We start from the raw sequence: 16,291 nt of genomic DNA on the forward strand, positions 1-16,291 counted from the left end.
GGATCACGCCGGTTATGCGTTGATTTTCGACAATCCCGGAAAACGAAGATCACCCTGTACAAATTGCCGAATGCGTGATTTGGCGCGTCGGCGGATTGCCGTTGAGTGCGAAGTCGTTCCCGATCAGTTGTCGTCGTCCCGCCAATAAGGAATTGAATGGCCAAGAAAAGTTATAAATCGATGGACGACTTCGCGAGCGCCTCCGGCGTATCGCGTCCGACCTTGTCGAAATATTTCGATGACCCCTCGCAGATCAAGGAGGTGACCCGCAAGCGTATCGAGGCGGCTCTCAAGAAGTCGAATTTCGAGCCGAACCTTTTCGCGCGGCATCTCAATCGCAAGCGGACCAGGAATATCGGGATTCTGGTCCCGACCATGTCGGATCCTTTTTATGTGCAGGTCGTGTCGCTGATCGAGCTGGAGTTGCGCGAAAAGGGATTCTGGCCGGTCCAGATTTCTTCGCACACGCGGCCGGAGCTGGAGGCGGAGGCCGTTCGGACCTTGCTCTCGCTGAAGGTCGCGGGTGCGATCGTGGCGCCGCTCGGAGCCGGTTTGCGCCGTTCCGCGCTGGAAAGACTAAGGGATGCCATCCCCGTCGTCTGCTTCGACAATCCTGCCGACGCCGACCTTCCTTATGTCGGCAACGACAACGCGCAAAGCATGGCAGCCATTGTGCAATATCTCTGCCGGTCCGGTGAGCCGCCGATCTTCCTGGAAATTCCGCATATGACCGAAAATGCCGGCGAGCGGCAGGCGGGCTACCGCGCGACGATGGCGAGGGAAGGGCATGCTCCGCTCGTCATCGATTGCGACGCGCCGCCTTCCTGGGAATTCGAGCGTCTCGGATACGAGCAGATGCAGAGAATTCTTGCGAATGGCGGTCTTCCCGGCAAAACGCTGCTATGCGCCAACGACCGCTTTGCTTTCGGCGCGATGGCAGCCGCATTCGCTTCGGGACTGAAAATCGGCCGGAACGACGCTTGCGACGTGCGCATCGCCGGGCACGACGACCACCCGCTAAGCCGATATACCTGTCCGTCGCTGACGACCATGGCCCAGAACGCGCCGGAGATCGCCGCGAAATCCGTGGAGCTTTTGCTGGCGCATATCGAGAGCGAGGATGATGGAACGACCCCTGCGACGAACAAGGTGATCCTCGAGGCAACGCTGGTTATGCGCGAATCGGCTTGAGACTGGGCGGGTTCCCGCCTCAACGGGTGGTGAGCGCAGGGTCCATGGCGCGCCATACCATTGCGATGGCTTCGAGGGCCTCTTGTGCCTCCGGAATAGCCCGTCGCTTCGATACGAAGCCATGGATCTGTCCAGGCCAGATCCGGGTCGTTGCCTTCGCCTCAGTGCCAAGCCGCTCGGCATAAGCGGCCCCTTCGTCGAACAGCACGTCATGTCCGGCAAGGATCACCAGGGCCGGCGCCACGCCCGCCAGCGATTCTGCGCTCAGCGGCGAGGCCCGCCAGTCCGACCGGCTCGCAGGTTCCGGAAGATAGTGGTCTCGGAACCATTTCATCGCCGCGGCCGTCAGGCCGAAACCCTCTTCGTAACGTGAGTAGCTGTCGCTTGACTGCAACTGGTCGGTCACTGGATAGATCAGCACCTGTCCGATGACAGCCGGCACCTGTCCGTCCCGTGCCAGCAGGGCGACGACGGCGGCCAGATTGCCGCCGGCGCTATCGCCGGCGACGAGAATTCGCAAAGGATCGATGCCGAGCGCATCCGCCTGCTCCGTCATCCAGACGAGTGTGGCGGCGCAATCGTCAATGGCAGCGGGAAAGGGGTGTTCCGGGGCCAGGCGATAGTCGGGCGAAACCACGACGGCGCCTGCCATATTGGCAAGCGTCCGGCAGATATCCTCATGGGTTTCCGGTGCGCCGATCACAAAGCCGCCGCCATGGAGATAAAGCAAGGCCGGTGCGCCCTGGCGCGGCGCGGTCCGTCCGCGCCATATCTTCAACCGGATGGCGCCCACATGCCTTTCCAGGATCTCGGCTACGTCTTCAAGCGGCCGTTGAATGTCTGCGAAACTATCCAGATATTGCTGCCGCGCCAGCGCCGGCGTGCAGCTTTCGACCGGCGTTTGCGGATCGCCAGGCCATGCAAGCGCACGTTTGGCGGATTCATCCAGTTGTGTCATGCCAGCAAACTCCTCGCTTCGTCTTCCCGCAATTCTTTTGGCTGCGCGACAATACCCGGAATGGTCTGCGCGACACCGGTTTCACCGGCACGCAGGATCGCTTCCATGACTTCGAGCACATGGAGAGCGAGATCGCCCGAAGCACGCGGCGCACGGCCCTCAATGATTGCGCGTGCGAGATCGGCGAGGCCCAGCATGCGGTAGTTGGCACGATCAGGCGCTGCGATCGGCCAGTTGATGGCGCCAAAGAGTTCGCCTGATGTATCCGTTTCCTGCCAGGGCGCGCCGCGGCTGGAGAGCGCGACGGAGCCGCCGAAATTGTCGGGGTCGGGCAGGCGTAGTGAGCCTTCGGTCCCGTGGAACTCGATGGGGTGATTGGAGTGGCGGAAGACGTCCCAGGAGGTGCCGAAGGTGACCGTGGCACCGCAATCGAATTCCAGCAACGACAGCACGCTGGTCGGCGTGCCGACCTTGAACGTGGTGCCCTGCTTCGGTCCCTCCGCCGTGATGAGCCGCTCTTCCTGCCCGCTTGTGGCGACGGCCTGCACACGGCGGATCGGCCCCATCAGATTGACCATCATCGTCAGATAATAGGGCCCCATATCCATGACCGGGCCGGCGCCGGCCTGGTAATAAAAGCTCGGATCCGGATGCCAGTGCTCCATGCCGCGCCCCATCATGAAGGCTGTCCCGGTCACCGGCTTGCCGATGGCGCCGGCTTCCATCTGCCGCCGGGCATGGCGTCCGGCCGCGCCGAGGAACGTGTCTGGCGCCGAGCCCAGTATGAGGCCCTTCGCCGCGGCGGCATCCACCAAGCTGCGTCCTTCTGCGGCCGTGACGCCGAGCGGCTTCTCCGTGAAGACATGCTTGCCTGCCGACAGAGCCCGCATCGAAACGCCAAAATGCGCAGCCGGGATCGTCAGGTTGAGGATGAGGTCGATGTTCCTGTCGTCAATGAGGCTATCGACGTCAGCCGCGCGCAGATTGAACTCCGCAGCGCGACGCTTGGCGGCGTCTGCGTTAAGATCGGCACAGGCGATGATTTCGACGCCGCAAAACAGCGGCGCGTTGCGCATATAGGCGAGCGAAATGTTGCCGCATCCGACAACGCCGATCCTGAGTTTCATATCATTGGTCTGTGCCATCTAGGAACCTGATTTCGCTGTTGCGGCTGCGGAGAGTTGTGGGTGCTTAACGTTTTAAGCGCAGGGAATAAATTATATTGACGCACGGTAACATTTGACCGTACGTATTGACAAGACGCTGGGATCGCAATCCCCGATGAAGAGCTGGCCGTTTCCGGTTTTCGATCCGCCTCTCGGCGGAAGGGGCTTTCGGCAGACGCGGTGAAACGCGCGAGGATTGCGTGCGCGGAAGCTTACGGCTTCGGTATCGGCTGCGATCAAAGAACAGGTCAGGACAAAGATATGAAAAATGCTGAGTTGCAGATCGGTTGCCAGACATTCACCTGGGAGATGCTGGGGACAGATTGGGGCGGCGGTCCGGACGATCTGGTGCGCGCCGTCGCCGACGGCGGATATGCCGGTATCGAAATCACCGATACGATGATCGGTCACTACGCGCTCAAGCCCGCCGACTTTGCCCGTACCCTGACGGATGCCGGCTTGGCGCTGGTTTCCTTTGCCTTCGGCTCCGCCAGCGGCTTCACGGTGCCGGAAAAGATTGCTTCCGATCTCGACACGGCGCGACGATGGGTGGATTTTGCGGCAAATTTTCCCGGCGCGATGATATCGATGGGATCGGCGACGGTCGTCTCGGACGGTCCGCGCGATGTGAAATTCGCCATTGCGGCCGAGTGCTACAATCGTGCGACCGAGATCGGACAGTCGGCTGGCGTCACTGTAGCTGTCCATCCTTCCTCGCACCACAACACGCTGCTTTTCACGCGGAACGACTATGATCAGTTGTTTGCTCTTTTGGATCCACAAGTGGGTTGGGTGCCGGATACCGGCCATATCCTGCGTGGCGGCCAGCAGATCGGCGATACGCTGGCGGCCCACCGGGACCGGATCCGCTACGTGCATCTGAAGGATGTCGACGCCGGCGGGGTCTGGGCGATGTTGGGCGAAGGTGTCTGCGACGTGCCTGCCGTGATTTCGGCCGTTCGGGATGCGCCGAACTTTATCGGCTGGATCGTGGTCGAAGAAGAATCGGACCATGCCGGAACCGATCCTGCCGCGGCCGTTCGAGCGAACCGCGAGACGCTTCGACGTCTGGGGTTTTAGCCCATCTCGTATTCCGTGGCGTCGGCCAAAGCTATCCGTCGACGCCAAAGCCTCTCTTGTCTCTCTTGTAAATTGGAGAGGTGGACTGCAGGTCACGCGTAGCGAACCTCCACGCCCAGCTTGTCCAATCGGTGACGGATGCTGTGCGGCATGTTGCTGTCCGTGATGATCAGATCGACGCGCGATAGCGAGAACGCTTTGGAGGAAGCGCCGATGTCAAATTTGCTCGAATCCGCCACGAGGACGACACGCCGGGCCATGCGAACAAGGTTACGCTTGGTCCGCGCCACGTCCTCGGAGACATCGACGACGTCGAAGGCCTGATCGATCGCGTGGGCGCCGACGAAGGCCTGGTGGGCGACGAGGCCCCCGACCGCCTTGTCGGAGTCCTGTACGATCGTGCTCACGGTGCTGGGAAATACGCGGCCGCCGATCATGTGTACGTCGAGCCCTGGCCGGTACATCAGATGCTGGGCGATGTTCATTGCCGTCGTCGCAACCACGACGTTGTTGACCGGTGGCATCTGGATGGCCACCTGCAGCAGCGTCGAACCGCTGTCGAAGACGATCGACTGGTTATCGATGATCTGTCTCGCAGCCATCTGGGCGATGCGTCGCTTCGCATCGAAATTGCGTTGCATGCGTTCCTCGAAGGCCGCTGCCGGAGAGTCGGACGGCAGGGCGATTGCCCCGCCATGCGTTTTGATCAGCTGCTTCTTGGCGTCCATGATTTCGAGATCGGAGCGGATCGTCACTTCCGAGACCTCGAAGAATTCCGCGAGCTGGCGGGTGCGTGCCTGACCGACCCGTTGAAGTTCCAGCATGATCTGCTGCCGCCTCTGCTCTGCAAGCATTTGTGATCCCGACTGCTGTTATTTGCGACACTGCGACTTTTGAAAAACGAAAGCTCGCTGTCTCATCCTACGGCTTCTGCTGTAGAAATAGCCGTTCAACGACGAAAATGCACGTCAAAAATTCATCATTCATGTAAAAACGAAAGAAATCGAAATATTGAATATTTGTTTGGTTTCGAGTTAGGGTTTTGCCAGCATCGGCGCCAGCAATCGCAAAGGCTGCCATCACAAAGGAAGTATCGCCATGGGTCTCGGAACCAAAATCCGCCTCGCACGCCTGTTCTCGAACCCATCGGGTCATCTGTTCGGAGGCGCCGTCGATCATTTTGTCGGTTATGGCAATGTGCGTGAGGGCGGGCTTGCCGATCTGCCGGGTGCGCTCAGACGCGTCATGGCGGGAGGCCCCGACTACATCAGCATCCAGCCTGGCGCGGCGCGCCACCTGTGGTCGGAATATGCCGGAAAGGCAGCGCTCGTCATTCAGGGTGGTTGCTTCACCGCTGACGACCGCATTCGTCAGCTCATTGCGACCCCGGAAGACGCGGTGCGTTATGGCGCGGACGCTCTGGCTGTCGCCATTCCCGTGCGCGGCGCTACCGAAGGAGAGTATATTCGCTGGCTCACCGATACGGTCAACGCCGCGGCCCGCTTCGAAATGCCGGTCGTCGCCCATGTCTATCCCCGCGATTTCTCCGACGGCGGCAAGATCGTGTTCACTCCGGATGAAATCGCTTATGCCGTGCGCATCGGCTTCGAGGCCGGCGTCGACGTGATCAAGGTCGGCTACACCGGCGATTTCGAATCCTTCCGCGAGACCGTTGCGACCTGCCCGATCCCGGTCGTGATCGCCGGCGGCCCGAAGACCGATACGCTGCTCGGAGCGCTCGTCCAGACCTCGGAAGCATTGCGCGCTGGAGCCAAAGGCGCGGTCGTCGGTCGCAACCTCTGGGGGCACGGCGATACGACCATGGCCGCGCGCGCCTTCAAGTTCGTCATTCATAACGGGATGGCGCCGGAGGATGCGCTGGCGGCGGCCGGTGCTTGAGACATGTCGCGCCCTTTCCAGGTTTTGGGCTTCGGCGCCCTGGCAATCGATGACATCATCTATGTCGATCGGGGGCTGACGGCTGGAAAGGGGAAGGTGACGAAGCGAGCCACGGACCATGGCGGCAACGTGGCGACGGCCCTTGTTGCCGTCGCCCGGCTCGGCGGTCAGGCAGGCTTCATCGGCTGGCTCGGTGATGAGCCAACGGCCGACGTGGCGGGCAGCGAACTCGAGCGGGACGGCGTCGACATATCGCTGGCTCCCCGCCACGCTGATGCCGCGCCGATCCGCTCCGTGATCACGGTCGGTCCCGACGGCGACCGGTTCATCGCTTATGATGACAATGTGCTGCACGGCACGTCGGATGCGCTGCCCGACGATGTTCTGATGCAGGCCCCGGTACTGCTGATCGACGGCTATGCCACGCACTCCGAAAGTGTCGTTGCGCGTGCACGCGCCTTGGGCTTGGCCGTGATAGCCGATATCGAATGGACGGTCGGTGCCGCGACCGACCGGATCCTGGCTTTCGCCGATCACCTGGTGCTGCCGCTCGCCTTTGCGCAGGAATACGCCGGCGAGGGTGATCCAACGATGATCCTGGACAAGCTCTGGTCCGGGGATCGATCCGCGGTTGTCTTGACTGACGGCGAACGAGGGACCTACCTCCGCCAGAGGGGCGATGCCATCCGCTGGCATGTGCCGGCCCATCAGGTTCAGGCGGTCGATACGACCGGCGCCGGTGATTGTTTTCACGGTGCCTACGCTCTTGCCCTCGCTAGGGGTAAGAGCCCGCTTGATTGCATTGCCTATGCCACGGCGGCGGCCGCCATTTCCGTGACCGCACGGGGAGGGCGCCGAGGCCTGCCAGATCACCGAACGTGCCTGGCATGGATGGCGGCGGAGAATGCGCCCGTGCCGCTCCCGATGTCAGGATGGCGGAAATGAGCGCAGGTGTGACCGGTGTCGACGCTGGTCGATCGGCTGAGCCGTGCGTCGCTTATCTGTGATTGATCGCCTTGCGAGATCTCTCGAAAGCCATGACGTCGCTCATAAAAGTTACGCGCGATAAAAAATATAATTCCGCAAATGAATATTGGTTTCAGTCAAAAGATACATATATTTCAGATAGATATAAGAAACTATCGATAGTTTTCAATGAATTCATCTCGATTCTTTTGTTGACTTTGAAGCTCAGTCCTGAGCCTTCTTGTCGAAAGGATCGCAGACGGCGGGGAGCGCCGTTTGAAGATGTGATCCGGACTGGTACGGGAGGACGAGACGTGGCTGTGGTTGTACTCGACAAAATCTGCAAGACCTATGGAAACAGCTACCATGCGATCAAGGATCTCAGCCTGACGATCCATGATGGCGAGTTTCTGATTCTGGTCGGGCCGTCCGGATGCGGAAAGTCGACCGCTTTGCGGATGATTGCCGGGCTTGAGGAAATCAGCAGCGGAACATTGAGCATCGGCGGTCAGGACGTCGTGGATCTCGCGCCTAAGGACCGGGACATTGCCATGGTCTTTCAGAGCTATGCGCTTTATCCGCACATGACCGTCTTCGACAACATCGCCTTTTCAATGAAGCTGGCCGGAAAGAACAAAGCCGAACGCACCAAGCGCGTGCACGAGATCGCCAAGATCCTGCAGCTGGAATCCTTGCTGGGCAACAAACCCGCACAGCTCTCCGGCGGCCAGCGCCAGCGAGTTGCGATGGGCCGCGCCATGGTCCGCGAGCCCGCGGCCTTCCTCATGGACGAACCGCTCTCGAATCTTGATGCGAAGTTGCGTGTTCAGATGCGGGCCGAGATCGCCAGCCTGCAGAGACAGCTGGGCGTGACGACGATCTACGTCACGCACGACCAGACCGAAGCGCTGACCATGGGCGATCGGGTCGCGGTGCTGAAGGGCGGCGTGCTTCAGCAGGTGGATACGCCCAAGGCTTTGTATCACCGCCCGGTCAATGCCTTTGTCGCCGGCTTTATCGGTTCGCCGTCGATGAACCTGTTCGAAGGGCGTCTGTCGAGCGGGCGGATCCATCTGTCGGGCTTCTCCATTCCCTTGTCCGACGGCGCCTTCGAGCGTGCTCCCGGTCTATCCGCCTTCGAGGGAAAGGACGTGATCTTTGGGGTCAGGCCGGAGGACCTCTACGACAGCCGGTTGCCGTCTGGCGCCTCCCATCCGACCATCCCGGTTGTCGTGAAGTCGATCGAAGAGCTCGGCTCCGAGCTGATCGTGCACTTGAAGATCGACGCGGTCCGGATCGACTCGGGCGATCCCGATGCCGTCGAGGACCTGAGCGGGGCCGCCAACGCGGTCGCGCGGTTCGAAGCGGTCAGCGCGGTCGAGACGGGCCAATCGATCGATCTGGCCATCGATCCGGCGAAACTGCACTTTTTCAATCCTCAAACGCATATGGCGCTCTGAAGTGACGAGGGAGGGCCACCAGGCGCTGCTGGCGGCCCAGCCAGAAGACATCGTCGACGTTTGAAAGCATTCCATCCGACGCCGAAACCAGCATTCATCTTCAATATCCGATCCAAAGGGCTTATCGATGCCAGCAAAACAGGAACGACGTCTCCGCATCGGCGTATTGGGAGCGGGCCAGATTGCCCAGGCCGCGCACTTCGAGAGCTGCACGAAGGCAGCCAATGCCGACCTCTATGCGATTTGCGACGTTGCCGAAGATCTCCGCGAACGTATGGCAATCACCCATGGGGCGGAAAAGACCTATGATGACTACGATAAGATGCTGGCCGATCCCGATCTCGATGCCGTGGTCATCGCGACGGCCGATGCCTTTCACGTCCCGGCTTCCCTTCGCGCCCTTCAGGCGGGCAAACATGTTCTCTGCGAAAAACCGGTCGGCGTCACGATCGAGGAATGCCTTGAACTGAAGGCCGCAGTCGACAAGTCTGGGAAGGTGTTTCAGGTCGGGCACATGAAGCGTTTCGACGCGGGGCTCCAGGCTGCCAAGTCGTTTATCCGCGATGAAATGGGCGAGATGGTCGCTCTGAAAGCATGGTATTGCGACAGCACGCACCGCTATCCGATGACCGATGCGGTCCAGCCTCTGATCGTCACCAGCGCCAATGCGAAGAAACCCTCCGCCAATCCGAAGGCCGACCTGCGGCGCTACTATATGCTTGCACACGGTTGCCATCTGATCGACACGGCACGTTATTTCGCCGGCGACATCGTTTCCGTCAACGCTCGTCTGTCCGAGCGAGCCGGTATCTGGTGCTGGTTCGTGGACGTGGAATTTGCCTCCGGCACGCTCGGCCATCTCGATCTCACCGTCCAGGTGCGCATGGACTGGCACGAAGGCTTTCAGATCTACGGCAAGAACGGCAGCATTTTGGGCAAGACCTATAACCCGTGGTACTACAAGAGCAGCGAGGTCGACATTTTCCGGGAAGCGGACGGCGCCACCCATCGCGTTCTTGGTGCCGACGGCCATTTCTACCGCCGTCAGGTCGAAGGCTTCGCCCGCACCATTCTGGATGGCGCGGTGATGGAAGGCGCCGACATCGATGATGGCCTGGCATCCGTCCGGGCCATGGTCGCCGTTGCGCGCTCCGTCGAAAGCGGCAAGGCGGTTGCGCTGTCGGACGTCACGGGTGGCGTGTGATGAAGCTCGGCATCTTCGCAAAGACCTTCGAGGGAACGGAACCCGCAACCGTTCTCAACTCGGTCGCTGGCGCAGGGTTCACCTGCGCACAATATAACATGGCCTGCTCTGGCCTTTCGCCGATGCCGGAGATCATCACGGAAGCCCAGGCCCGCTCGGTTGCCGAAGCAGCGCGCGCGAGCGGCGTCGAGATCGTTGCCGTTTCCGGCACTTTCAACATGATCCATCCGGACCCCGCCGCGCGCGAGGCCGGCCTTCGCAACCTCGCGACTCTGGCCGAGCGCAGCACCAGCATGTCGACGACCTTGATCACGCTCTGCACCGGCACACGCGACCCCATCGATCAGTGGAAGGCGCATGCCGACAACGACACGCCGGAGGCCTGGCGGGATCTCCTAGAGGCCATGGGCGCGGCCATCGAGATCGCCGAGCGTTACGATGTCGATCTCGGCATCGAGCCCGAGCTTGCCAATGTCGTCAACTCGGCTGAGAAAGCCTATCGGCTGATCGCGGCACTGAAGAGCCCCCGCATCAAGATCGTGCTCGATCCGGCCAATCTCTTCGAGGTCGCGACGCTGGATGAGCAGCGGAGCATTGTCTCTTCCGCCATCGACCTTCTGGCCGATCGGATCGTCATGGCGCATGCGAAAGATCGCAATCAAGACGGAAGGTTTGCGACCGCCGGCAAAGGTGTGCTCGACTACGCGCATTATCTCGGCCGTCTCAAGGCGATCGGCTTCGAGGGCAGTCTCGTGACACATGGCCTTTCGGCTTCGGAGGCGGCCGGTGCGGCGACCTTCCTGAAGAGCAGTCTCAGCGGCGAAGCTGCGGGGGCAGGAAGATGAGACGGGCTCAACCGTTCGAAACCAGCGATGGGACCATTCTCAATGTCGATATGGCGGGCGAGGGCGCGTCCGTCATATTCCAGCATGGCTTATGCGGCGACGCGACGCAGACCGATGAGGTCTTTCCGCTCGAAGCGGGTTTTCGCCGGGTTACGATCGAAGCGCGCGGCCACGGCCATTCCCAAGCCGGCGATCCGGAGCAGTTGTCGATCGCGACCTTCTGCGATGATATCGCCGCCTATATCGAAAAAAACCTTACGCCGCCGATCGTGATCGGCGGCGTCTCGATGGGCGCGGCGATCGCTTTACGTCTGGCGGTCAAGCGACCGGATCTCGTCAAGGCTCTGATCATCGCAAGGCCCGCCTGGCTGACGGCATCCGCGCCGGAGAATATGGCACCCAACGCCGAAGTCGGGCGGCTTTTGAAAACTCTGCCGCCGGATGACGCAAAGACCGCGTTCCTTGCAGGGCCGGTGGGCGTGCGGCTCGCCGCCGAGGCGCCGGACAATCTGGCCTCGCTCGCCGGCTTTTTCTCCCGCACGCCTTTGGATGTGACCGCCGAACTGCTCACCAGGATTTCCAATGATGGTCCTGATGTAACCGACGAGGAGGTCGGCAATCTCACCGTGCCGACGCTCATAATCGGTCATGATCGGGACAGCATTCACCCTCTTGGCCATGCGCGTGCTCTTGCCGAGCGCATTGCCGGCGCGCGTTTCGTGCAGATCACATCGAAGACCGAGAGCCGCCCGCAATACGTCGCCGACTTCCGGCTTGCCATGGGCAATTTTCTGAAGGAGCTCTGAAACAATGACGACCCCCTCCAAGTCCTGGATCGCCGATCTTCCGAAGGATCGTCTGATTGCCGAATTCTCCGTCTGGTCCGCCGATCTCGTGCATCTGGCGGATGATCTTGCGCGTGTCGATCCTCACGTCGACGTCCTCCACATCGATGTCGCCGATGGCCATTTCGCGCCGGCAATGTTGTTTTTCCCTGATCTTGTTGCCGGTGTGCGCAAAGTGTCCTCGCGCCCGATCCATGTTCACCTGATGGTCGCCGACAGCATCCTTCTGTCGCAGATCGAGCAGTTCGCCGATGCGGGCAGCGATCTGATCAGTCTTCATGTTGAAAACGAAAGTGTCGCCGCTGAGGCTCTCGATCTTCTCGATCGCCGCGGCGTGGCCGCCGGCATGGTGCTGAAGGTCGATACCCCTGTCGAACGCGTCGAGAAATACGCTTCCCGGCTGCGCTTTGTGACGCTGCTCGGCACGGCGATCGGCGTGAAGGGCCAAGGCCTCGACGAGAAGGCCGGAGCGCGGCTTCAGCAGGCAAAGCAGATCATCGCCGGCTGCGGTGCGGCTCATCGGATCGTGCTGGCCGCCGACGGCGGTATTCGCGAACACACCGTGCCGCTTCTGCGCCAGTCGGGTGCGGAAACGGTGGTCCTCGGTTCCCTGGCTTTCAATGCGCCGTCGCTCGACGAGCGGATGGCATGGGTGCGCGCACTCTAACTCATGGTCTTCACATGCAGCAGATTGCCATTGGAATCGACCTCGGCGGGACGCAGGTGCGCGCTGCCCTCGTCGACGAGCAGGGCAGGATTCTGGCGCGTGCAGCGGAATCAACGGATGCGCTGGCAGGCCCCGCCCGCGTGCTCGACCAGATTTGCGGATTGACCGATGGACTGCTTGCAGCATCGAACCCTGCTTCTGTGGTGGGCGTCGGCGTATCCGCTCCCGGCCCGCTCGATACGGTCGCTGGTATCGCCTCGCATATCCCGACCCTCTCCGGCTTTGTCGACTTTCCGCTGAAGGCGGAATTGCAGAAGCGGTTTCCGTTTCCGGTCGACCTCGAGAACGATGCTATTGCCGCTGCCATCGGCGAGTGGCAGTTCGGAGCCGGCACAGGGCTCGATAATCTGGTCTATGTCACCGTGAGCACCGGCATTGGCGGTGGCGTTGTGTCGGACGGTCGCGTCGTGCGCGGCCGGAAGGGCATGGCAGCCCATGTCGGGCACATGTCGGTCGTGCCGAACGGAGAGCTTTGCCCCTGCGGCAACAGAGGTTGTTTCGAGGCCTACGGATCCGGAACGGCTTTTGCGCGCCGCGCCCAGATGAGGGCGATGGAATCCGGCGGGACGACGATCGGCAGCGACGGCGGCGCCATCGACAGCCGCAGCGTTTTCGCGGCCGCAAGAGATGGCGATCGTCTCGCAAATCAACTGATTGACGAGGAAGCGGAAATTCTCGGTCGCGGCTTCACCAGCCTGATCCATATCTTCAGTCCCGATATCATCGTGATGGGGGGCGGGCTTTCCCACGAGTTCGAGCGGCTGCAACCGGGCATTCAAGACTACATCACGCAATGGGCGATGCCGGCATTCAAGGATGTCAGGGTAATGCTGGCGGCGTTGGATCAGAACTCGGGCCTTGTTGGCGCAGCAGCTCTGGCGTTTCTGATGGGCAAGGTCCCTGCGGTCGATCATCAATAAAATCAGGCCGCCGATCTGCTCCGGTGAGCAGCGACCGAAATCGCGCTGGCCAAAATGGGGCCGGGAGGGAACTGGCGGCTCCTGGCGTCCAAATGGCGACGAGAGGACGTCATGTGCCGGTCGAGGAGGCTCGCAGCGGTAAGATACGTACCTTCTCGGAAGCGAACGTCCAGACTAAGGTGCCCCCTCAGAGAGCGGACATTCTGGCCATAGCGCGCCCAACTCATGGTTTTCGACATGTCACAACACACGGTGCGACAGGTGGTGGTAAAGAAAGCTGCCGATCCAGCTGAAAGCGAGTGGCTGCAGCAAGCAAGAGCTGGTGACACATCGGCATTCGACCAGCTCATGAAGCCCCATCGCAAGCTGCTGCACACGCATTGCTATCGCATGCTCGGCTCGCCCTTTGATGCCGACGATGCTCTGCAGGAGACACTACTCGGTGCATGGCGTGGCCTAGGCTCTTTCGAGGCACGCAGTTCGCTCGGCACGTGGCTCAATAGCATCGCCACCCGCATTTGCCTTCGCATGATTTCGAGACGCCCTCGGCGTCTAGCTTCAGGCGATCTCGCCCCGCCGCTTCGGTCCACGACCGAATTAGGCGAGCCGGTGCAGGGGCCTGTGTGGCTGGAACCAATGCCGGATAGCGAACTGCTGTACGGGGGTGCGGCCAACGAAGATCCAGCAGCGATACTGCTGCGTCGCGAATACATAGGACTTGCATTCGTTGCCATGTTACAGCACTTGCCCGGCACGCAGCGCGCCGTACTCCTGCTACGCGAGGTGTTTGGGTACTCTGCCACCGAAACCGCCGATATCCTTGGAACCACCGTGGCCTCGGTCAACAGTGCGTTGCAGCGCTCTCGACAAAGGGTGAGGGCAAAGAAACCCGCAACCGTGCAGTCCCGCGAGATGCTTCGAGTTGATGCGCAGGAGCTCGAACTCCTGCTGCAAGCCTTCGTATCCGCTTGGGAATGTCGCGACGTCACAGCAATGGTGAACCTACTAGCCGATGATGTCCGCTTCACAATGCCGCCGCTGCCGGCATGGTTCAGTGGCCGCGAGTTTGTCGGAAAATTCTTCGCAGAACGCGTGTTCGAGACTCCCTGGCGGCTCCACTCTTTACGCGGCAACGGCCAGCCGGGATTCGCCTGCTATCTGAAGCAAGCTGGTGACGACCGATTTCGGCCGGGTGGCGTTGTGCTGCTGAGCGTGTACGACGGCCACATTGCTGCCATCGACAGCTTTCTTGACCCTGCAGTCTGCCGCCGGTTCGGAATGCGCGACGAGTTTCACTAGGAATTTTTCGCCGCAGAGCGATGAGTTTCCGCATCGCTGTGTCTCTAAGGGGACGACAGGCCCGAAAGGTTCGGGACTGCATCACTCGTTCAGCAGAAGGACATTTGCGATGGCCAAGCTCGTCGTCAGTATTCTGAGTTCCCTCGACAACTACTGCGCCGGCCCGGATGGCCGGCTTGATACGCTGCCAATGGGGCAGGCGTTTGACGCCCACAACCTTGAACTCTTGCGCAGCGCGGGCACGCTGCTCTTCGGTGCCGTCACGTTCCCCATGTTCGAGGCCTATTGGCCGAATGTCGATCACAGTCCGACCAACGACCCGGTGCAACGCGAGATCGCCGAGCGTGTCGACGCCGCACGCAAGCTCGTCGCCAGCGACACGCTGGTTCTGGCGAAAACGTCTCCTTGGGCCGGCACCGAGGTGGTGAGCAGGACACGCGCGCATATGCGGATCGCTGAACTCAAGGCTCAGGCCGGTGACGACCTGCTGATCTTTGGCAGCCGCATTCTTTTCAATGACTTACTTGCGCATGGCTTTGTCGACGAGTTTCACCTTCTCGTGGCCAACGTCGTGTTGGGTGGGGGCGTGCGTACATTCGAGCCTGGCTTGAGTGCACCGTTCAAGCTGCTGGGCCAGCGCCAACTCGCAGGCTCAGATATAGCAGCCTTGCACTACGACTGTCGGGCGCACTGACGCGTTGCTGGATCACCACGCATTGCGGTTGTTTGCGGACGCCGTTCAGACGATTCAAATAGGCCGTGGTGCCTTCTGCGAATTCGATCGTTTGGCGCTACGACCGCAATTGCGGCGCAACACCACCATTGCATATCTTGCGAGGAGTGTTCCGGGCGCAGGAGAGGTTTGCCTTTACGACCAAATAGGGCGCAACCACGGCCTACTGATCCCGCACTGCGTGTCCGCACTCAGCAACGGCAAAGCCCGCCTCTATGGCCGACTTGCGAGATCGAACCGCGCCCGGTCTCGCATGCGCCCCTCCCGATCGAGGAAGAAACGAATTGCCCAAATCTGGCGCTGCTTCAGGGCTTCTTTACGCCGACCTTCCGGCCGGCATTCCATGCCGGCCGACCCCCGCATAGGTTCCTCGTGAAGAGGGACTGCAAGGGATTGTGATCGGGGAGGCGGCGGGCGTGAATGCTGCGACTTTATCGCTGCGCGGGACGATCGGCTTGGTCAGATGCGCCGGTTCAACTCGTCTTCGCTGATCCCAAAGTGGTCGAGAATGATGCCGACGTTTCGACGATGAGATTTGAAATAGACGTCGAAGATATCGCCGAGGAGGGGAACGGTTCCGCCGGCGGCGTCGATCCCGAGATTGACGGCCATGCGTGCGAGCTTGTGGGTGGGAATGCCGAGGCGTCTTGCCTCATCGATGATGAGAAGACCGATGAGGGATGCGGCAATGTCGCCGACGGCCGGGATGAGGCCGAGAATCGAGTCCGCACCGATACGCACGCCGATGACAGGCAATCTGACCGCGGTATCCATCAGGCGCGCTATGCCGACGGCGCGCCGAATTCTTCCAAGTTCGATGGACGTCAGGTGTTTCGTGCTGGCGGAGGCTGGCATCAGCGACCTTTTGGCGCAAACGACCGTTCCGCCTCCTCAAGTAAGGGCGCGGGAAGGATGTCATCGCATTGCTGCGAAATATTCCGACGCAGCGAAAGCCCGGCGCCATCATGATGTTCCATGGCCGTGAAACGCTGCAGACC

The 16,291-nt window shown here is 61.0% G+C and carries 16 protein-coding genes; 12 read left to right on the forward strand and 4 right to left on the reverse strand.

The features are described from left to right. Window positions 1-156: 156 nt before the first annotated feature. Entirely contained in the window at window positions 157-1,191 is a 1,035-nt protein-coding gene (locus tag GR198_RS10370) for a LacI family DNA-binding transcriptional regulator (RefSeq protein ID WP_164068753.1), read from the forward strand. 19 nt (window positions 1,192-1,210) lie between these two features. Here the strand turns inward: GR198_RS10370 and GR198_RS10375 are convergent, their stop codons facing one another. Next, on the reverse strand, window positions 1,211-2,149 hold the full coding sequence (locus GR198_RS10375; RefSeq protein ID WP_164068755.1) for an alpha/beta hydrolase: 939 nt from the start codon (window positions 2,147-2,149) through the stop codon (window positions 1,211-1,213). Beyond that, on the reverse strand, window positions 2,146-3,294 hold the full coding sequence (locus GR198_RS10380) for a Gfo/Idh/MocA family protein (RefSeq protein ID WP_164068757.1): 1,149 nt from the start codon (window positions 3,292-3,294) through the stop codon (window positions 2,146-2,148). Before GR198_RS10380 ends, GR198_RS10375 begins: the two co-directional genes overlap by 4 nt. 282 nt (window positions 3,295-3,576) lie before the next feature. Here GR198_RS10380 and GR198_RS10385 point away from each other — a divergent pair, with 282 nt between their 5' ends. Then, a complete protein-coding gene (locus GR198_RS10385; RefSeq protein ID WP_164068759.1) occupies window positions 3,577-4,395 on the forward strand; it encodes a sugar phosphate isomerase/epimerase family protein in 819 nt (272 codons plus the stop codon). Window positions 4,396-4,487: 92 nt separating this feature from the next. Here the strand turns inward: GR198_RS10385 and GR198_RS10390 are convergent, their stop codons facing one another. Further along, window positions 4,488-5,249, reverse strand: coding sequence for a DeoR/GlpR family DNA-binding transcription regulator (locus GR198_RS10390; RefSeq protein ID WP_164068761.1), 762 nt, complete (start codon window positions 5,247-5,249; stop codon window positions 4,488-4,490). 244 nt (window positions 5,250-5,493) lie between these two features. Here GR198_RS10390 and GR198_RS10395 point away from each other — a divergent pair, with 244 nt between their 5' ends. From GR198_RS10395 to GR198_RS10440, 10 genes are all read left to right on the forward strand, one after another. Continuing rightward, a complete protein-coding gene (locus GR198_RS10395) occupies window positions 5,494-6,294 on the forward strand; it encodes a class I fructose-bisphosphate aldolase (protein ID WP_028744131.1) in 801 nt (266 codons plus the stop codon). Between the two features lie 3 nt (window positions 6,295-6,297). Beyond that, window positions 6,298-7,239, forward strand: a complete 942-nt coding sequence (locus GR198_RS10400) for a PfkB family carbohydrate kinase (protein ID WP_164068764.1) — start codon at window positions 6,298-6,300, stop codon at window positions 7,237-7,239. A gap of 335 nt (window positions 7,240-7,574) precedes the next feature. Beyond that, on the forward strand, window positions 7,575-8,720 hold the full coding sequence (locus GR198_RS10405) for an ABC transporter ATP-binding protein (RefSeq protein ID WP_164069046.1): 1,146 nt from the start codon (window positions 7,575-7,577) through the stop codon (window positions 8,718-8,720). Window positions 8,721-8,847: 127 nt separating this feature from the next. Beyond that, window positions 8,848-9,924 carry a Gfo/Idh/MocA family protein gene (locus GR198_RS10410; protein WP_164068766.1) on the forward strand — a complete coding sequence of 359 codons (1,077 nt, stop codon included), beginning with the start codon at window positions 8,848-8,850 and terminating at the stop codon, window positions 9,922-9,924. Continuing rightward, window positions 9,924-10,769: a sugar phosphate isomerase/epimerase family protein gene (locus tag GR198_RS10415; protein WP_164068769.1), complete on the forward strand. Its 846-nt coding sequence runs from the start codon at window positions 9,924-9,926 to the stop codon at window positions 10,767-10,769. Before GR198_RS10410 ends, GR198_RS10415 begins: the two co-directional genes overlap by 1 nt. Continuing rightward, on the forward strand, window positions 10,766-11,575 hold the full coding sequence (locus GR198_RS10420) for an alpha/beta fold hydrolase (RefSeq protein WP_164051640.1): 810 nt from the start codon (window positions 10,766-10,768) through the stop codon (window positions 11,573-11,575). Before GR198_RS10415 ends, GR198_RS10420 begins: the two co-directional genes overlap by 4 nt. Window positions 11,576-11,579: 4 nt before the next feature. Then, on the forward strand, window positions 11,580-12,281 hold the full coding sequence (locus GR198_RS10425; protein ID WP_164068771.1) for a ribulose-phosphate 3-epimerase: 702 nt from the start codon (window positions 11,580-11,582) through the stop codon (window positions 12,279-12,281). A 14-nt stretch (window positions 12,282-12,295) separates the two neighbouring features. Next, the gene (locus GR198_RS10430; RefSeq protein ID WP_164069047.1) at window positions 12,296-13,261 is read left to right on the forward strand and encodes an ROK family protein; all 966 of its coding nucleotides are present in this window, start codon (window positions 12,296-12,298) and stop codon (window positions 13,259-13,261) included. 225 nt (window positions 13,262-13,486) lie between these two features. Continuing rightward, on the forward strand, window positions 13,487-14,560 hold the full coding sequence (locus GR198_RS10435) for an RNA polymerase subunit sigma-70 (protein WP_204337060.1): 1,074 nt from the start codon (window positions 13,487-13,489) through the stop codon (window positions 14,558-14,560). A 109-nt stretch (window positions 14,561-14,669) separates the two neighbouring features. Continuing rightward, the gene (locus tag GR198_RS10440; protein ID WP_164024433.1) at window positions 14,670-15,254 is read left to right on the forward strand and encodes a dihydrofolate reductase family protein; all 585 of its coding nucleotides are present in this window, start codon (window positions 14,670-14,672) and stop codon (window positions 15,252-15,254) included. A 498-nt stretch (window positions 15,255-15,752) separates the two neighbouring features. Here GR198_RS10440 and GR198_RS10445 read toward each other — a convergent pair whose 3' ends face one another. Then, window positions 15,753-16,148 (reverse strand): DUF4112 domain-containing protein, encoded by a 396-nt coding sequence (locus GR198_RS10445; protein WP_164024434.1) that lies wholly within the window; start codon window positions 16,146-16,148, stop codon window positions 15,753-15,755. Window positions 16,149-16,291: the final 143 nt, after the last annotated feature.

The organism is Rhizobium leguminosarum (assembly GCF_010668065.1).
In the GTDB taxonomy this organism is placed as follows: Bacteria; Pseudomonadota; Alphaproteobacteria; order Rhizobiales; family Rhizobiaceae; genus Rhizobium; species Rhizobium leguminosarum_S.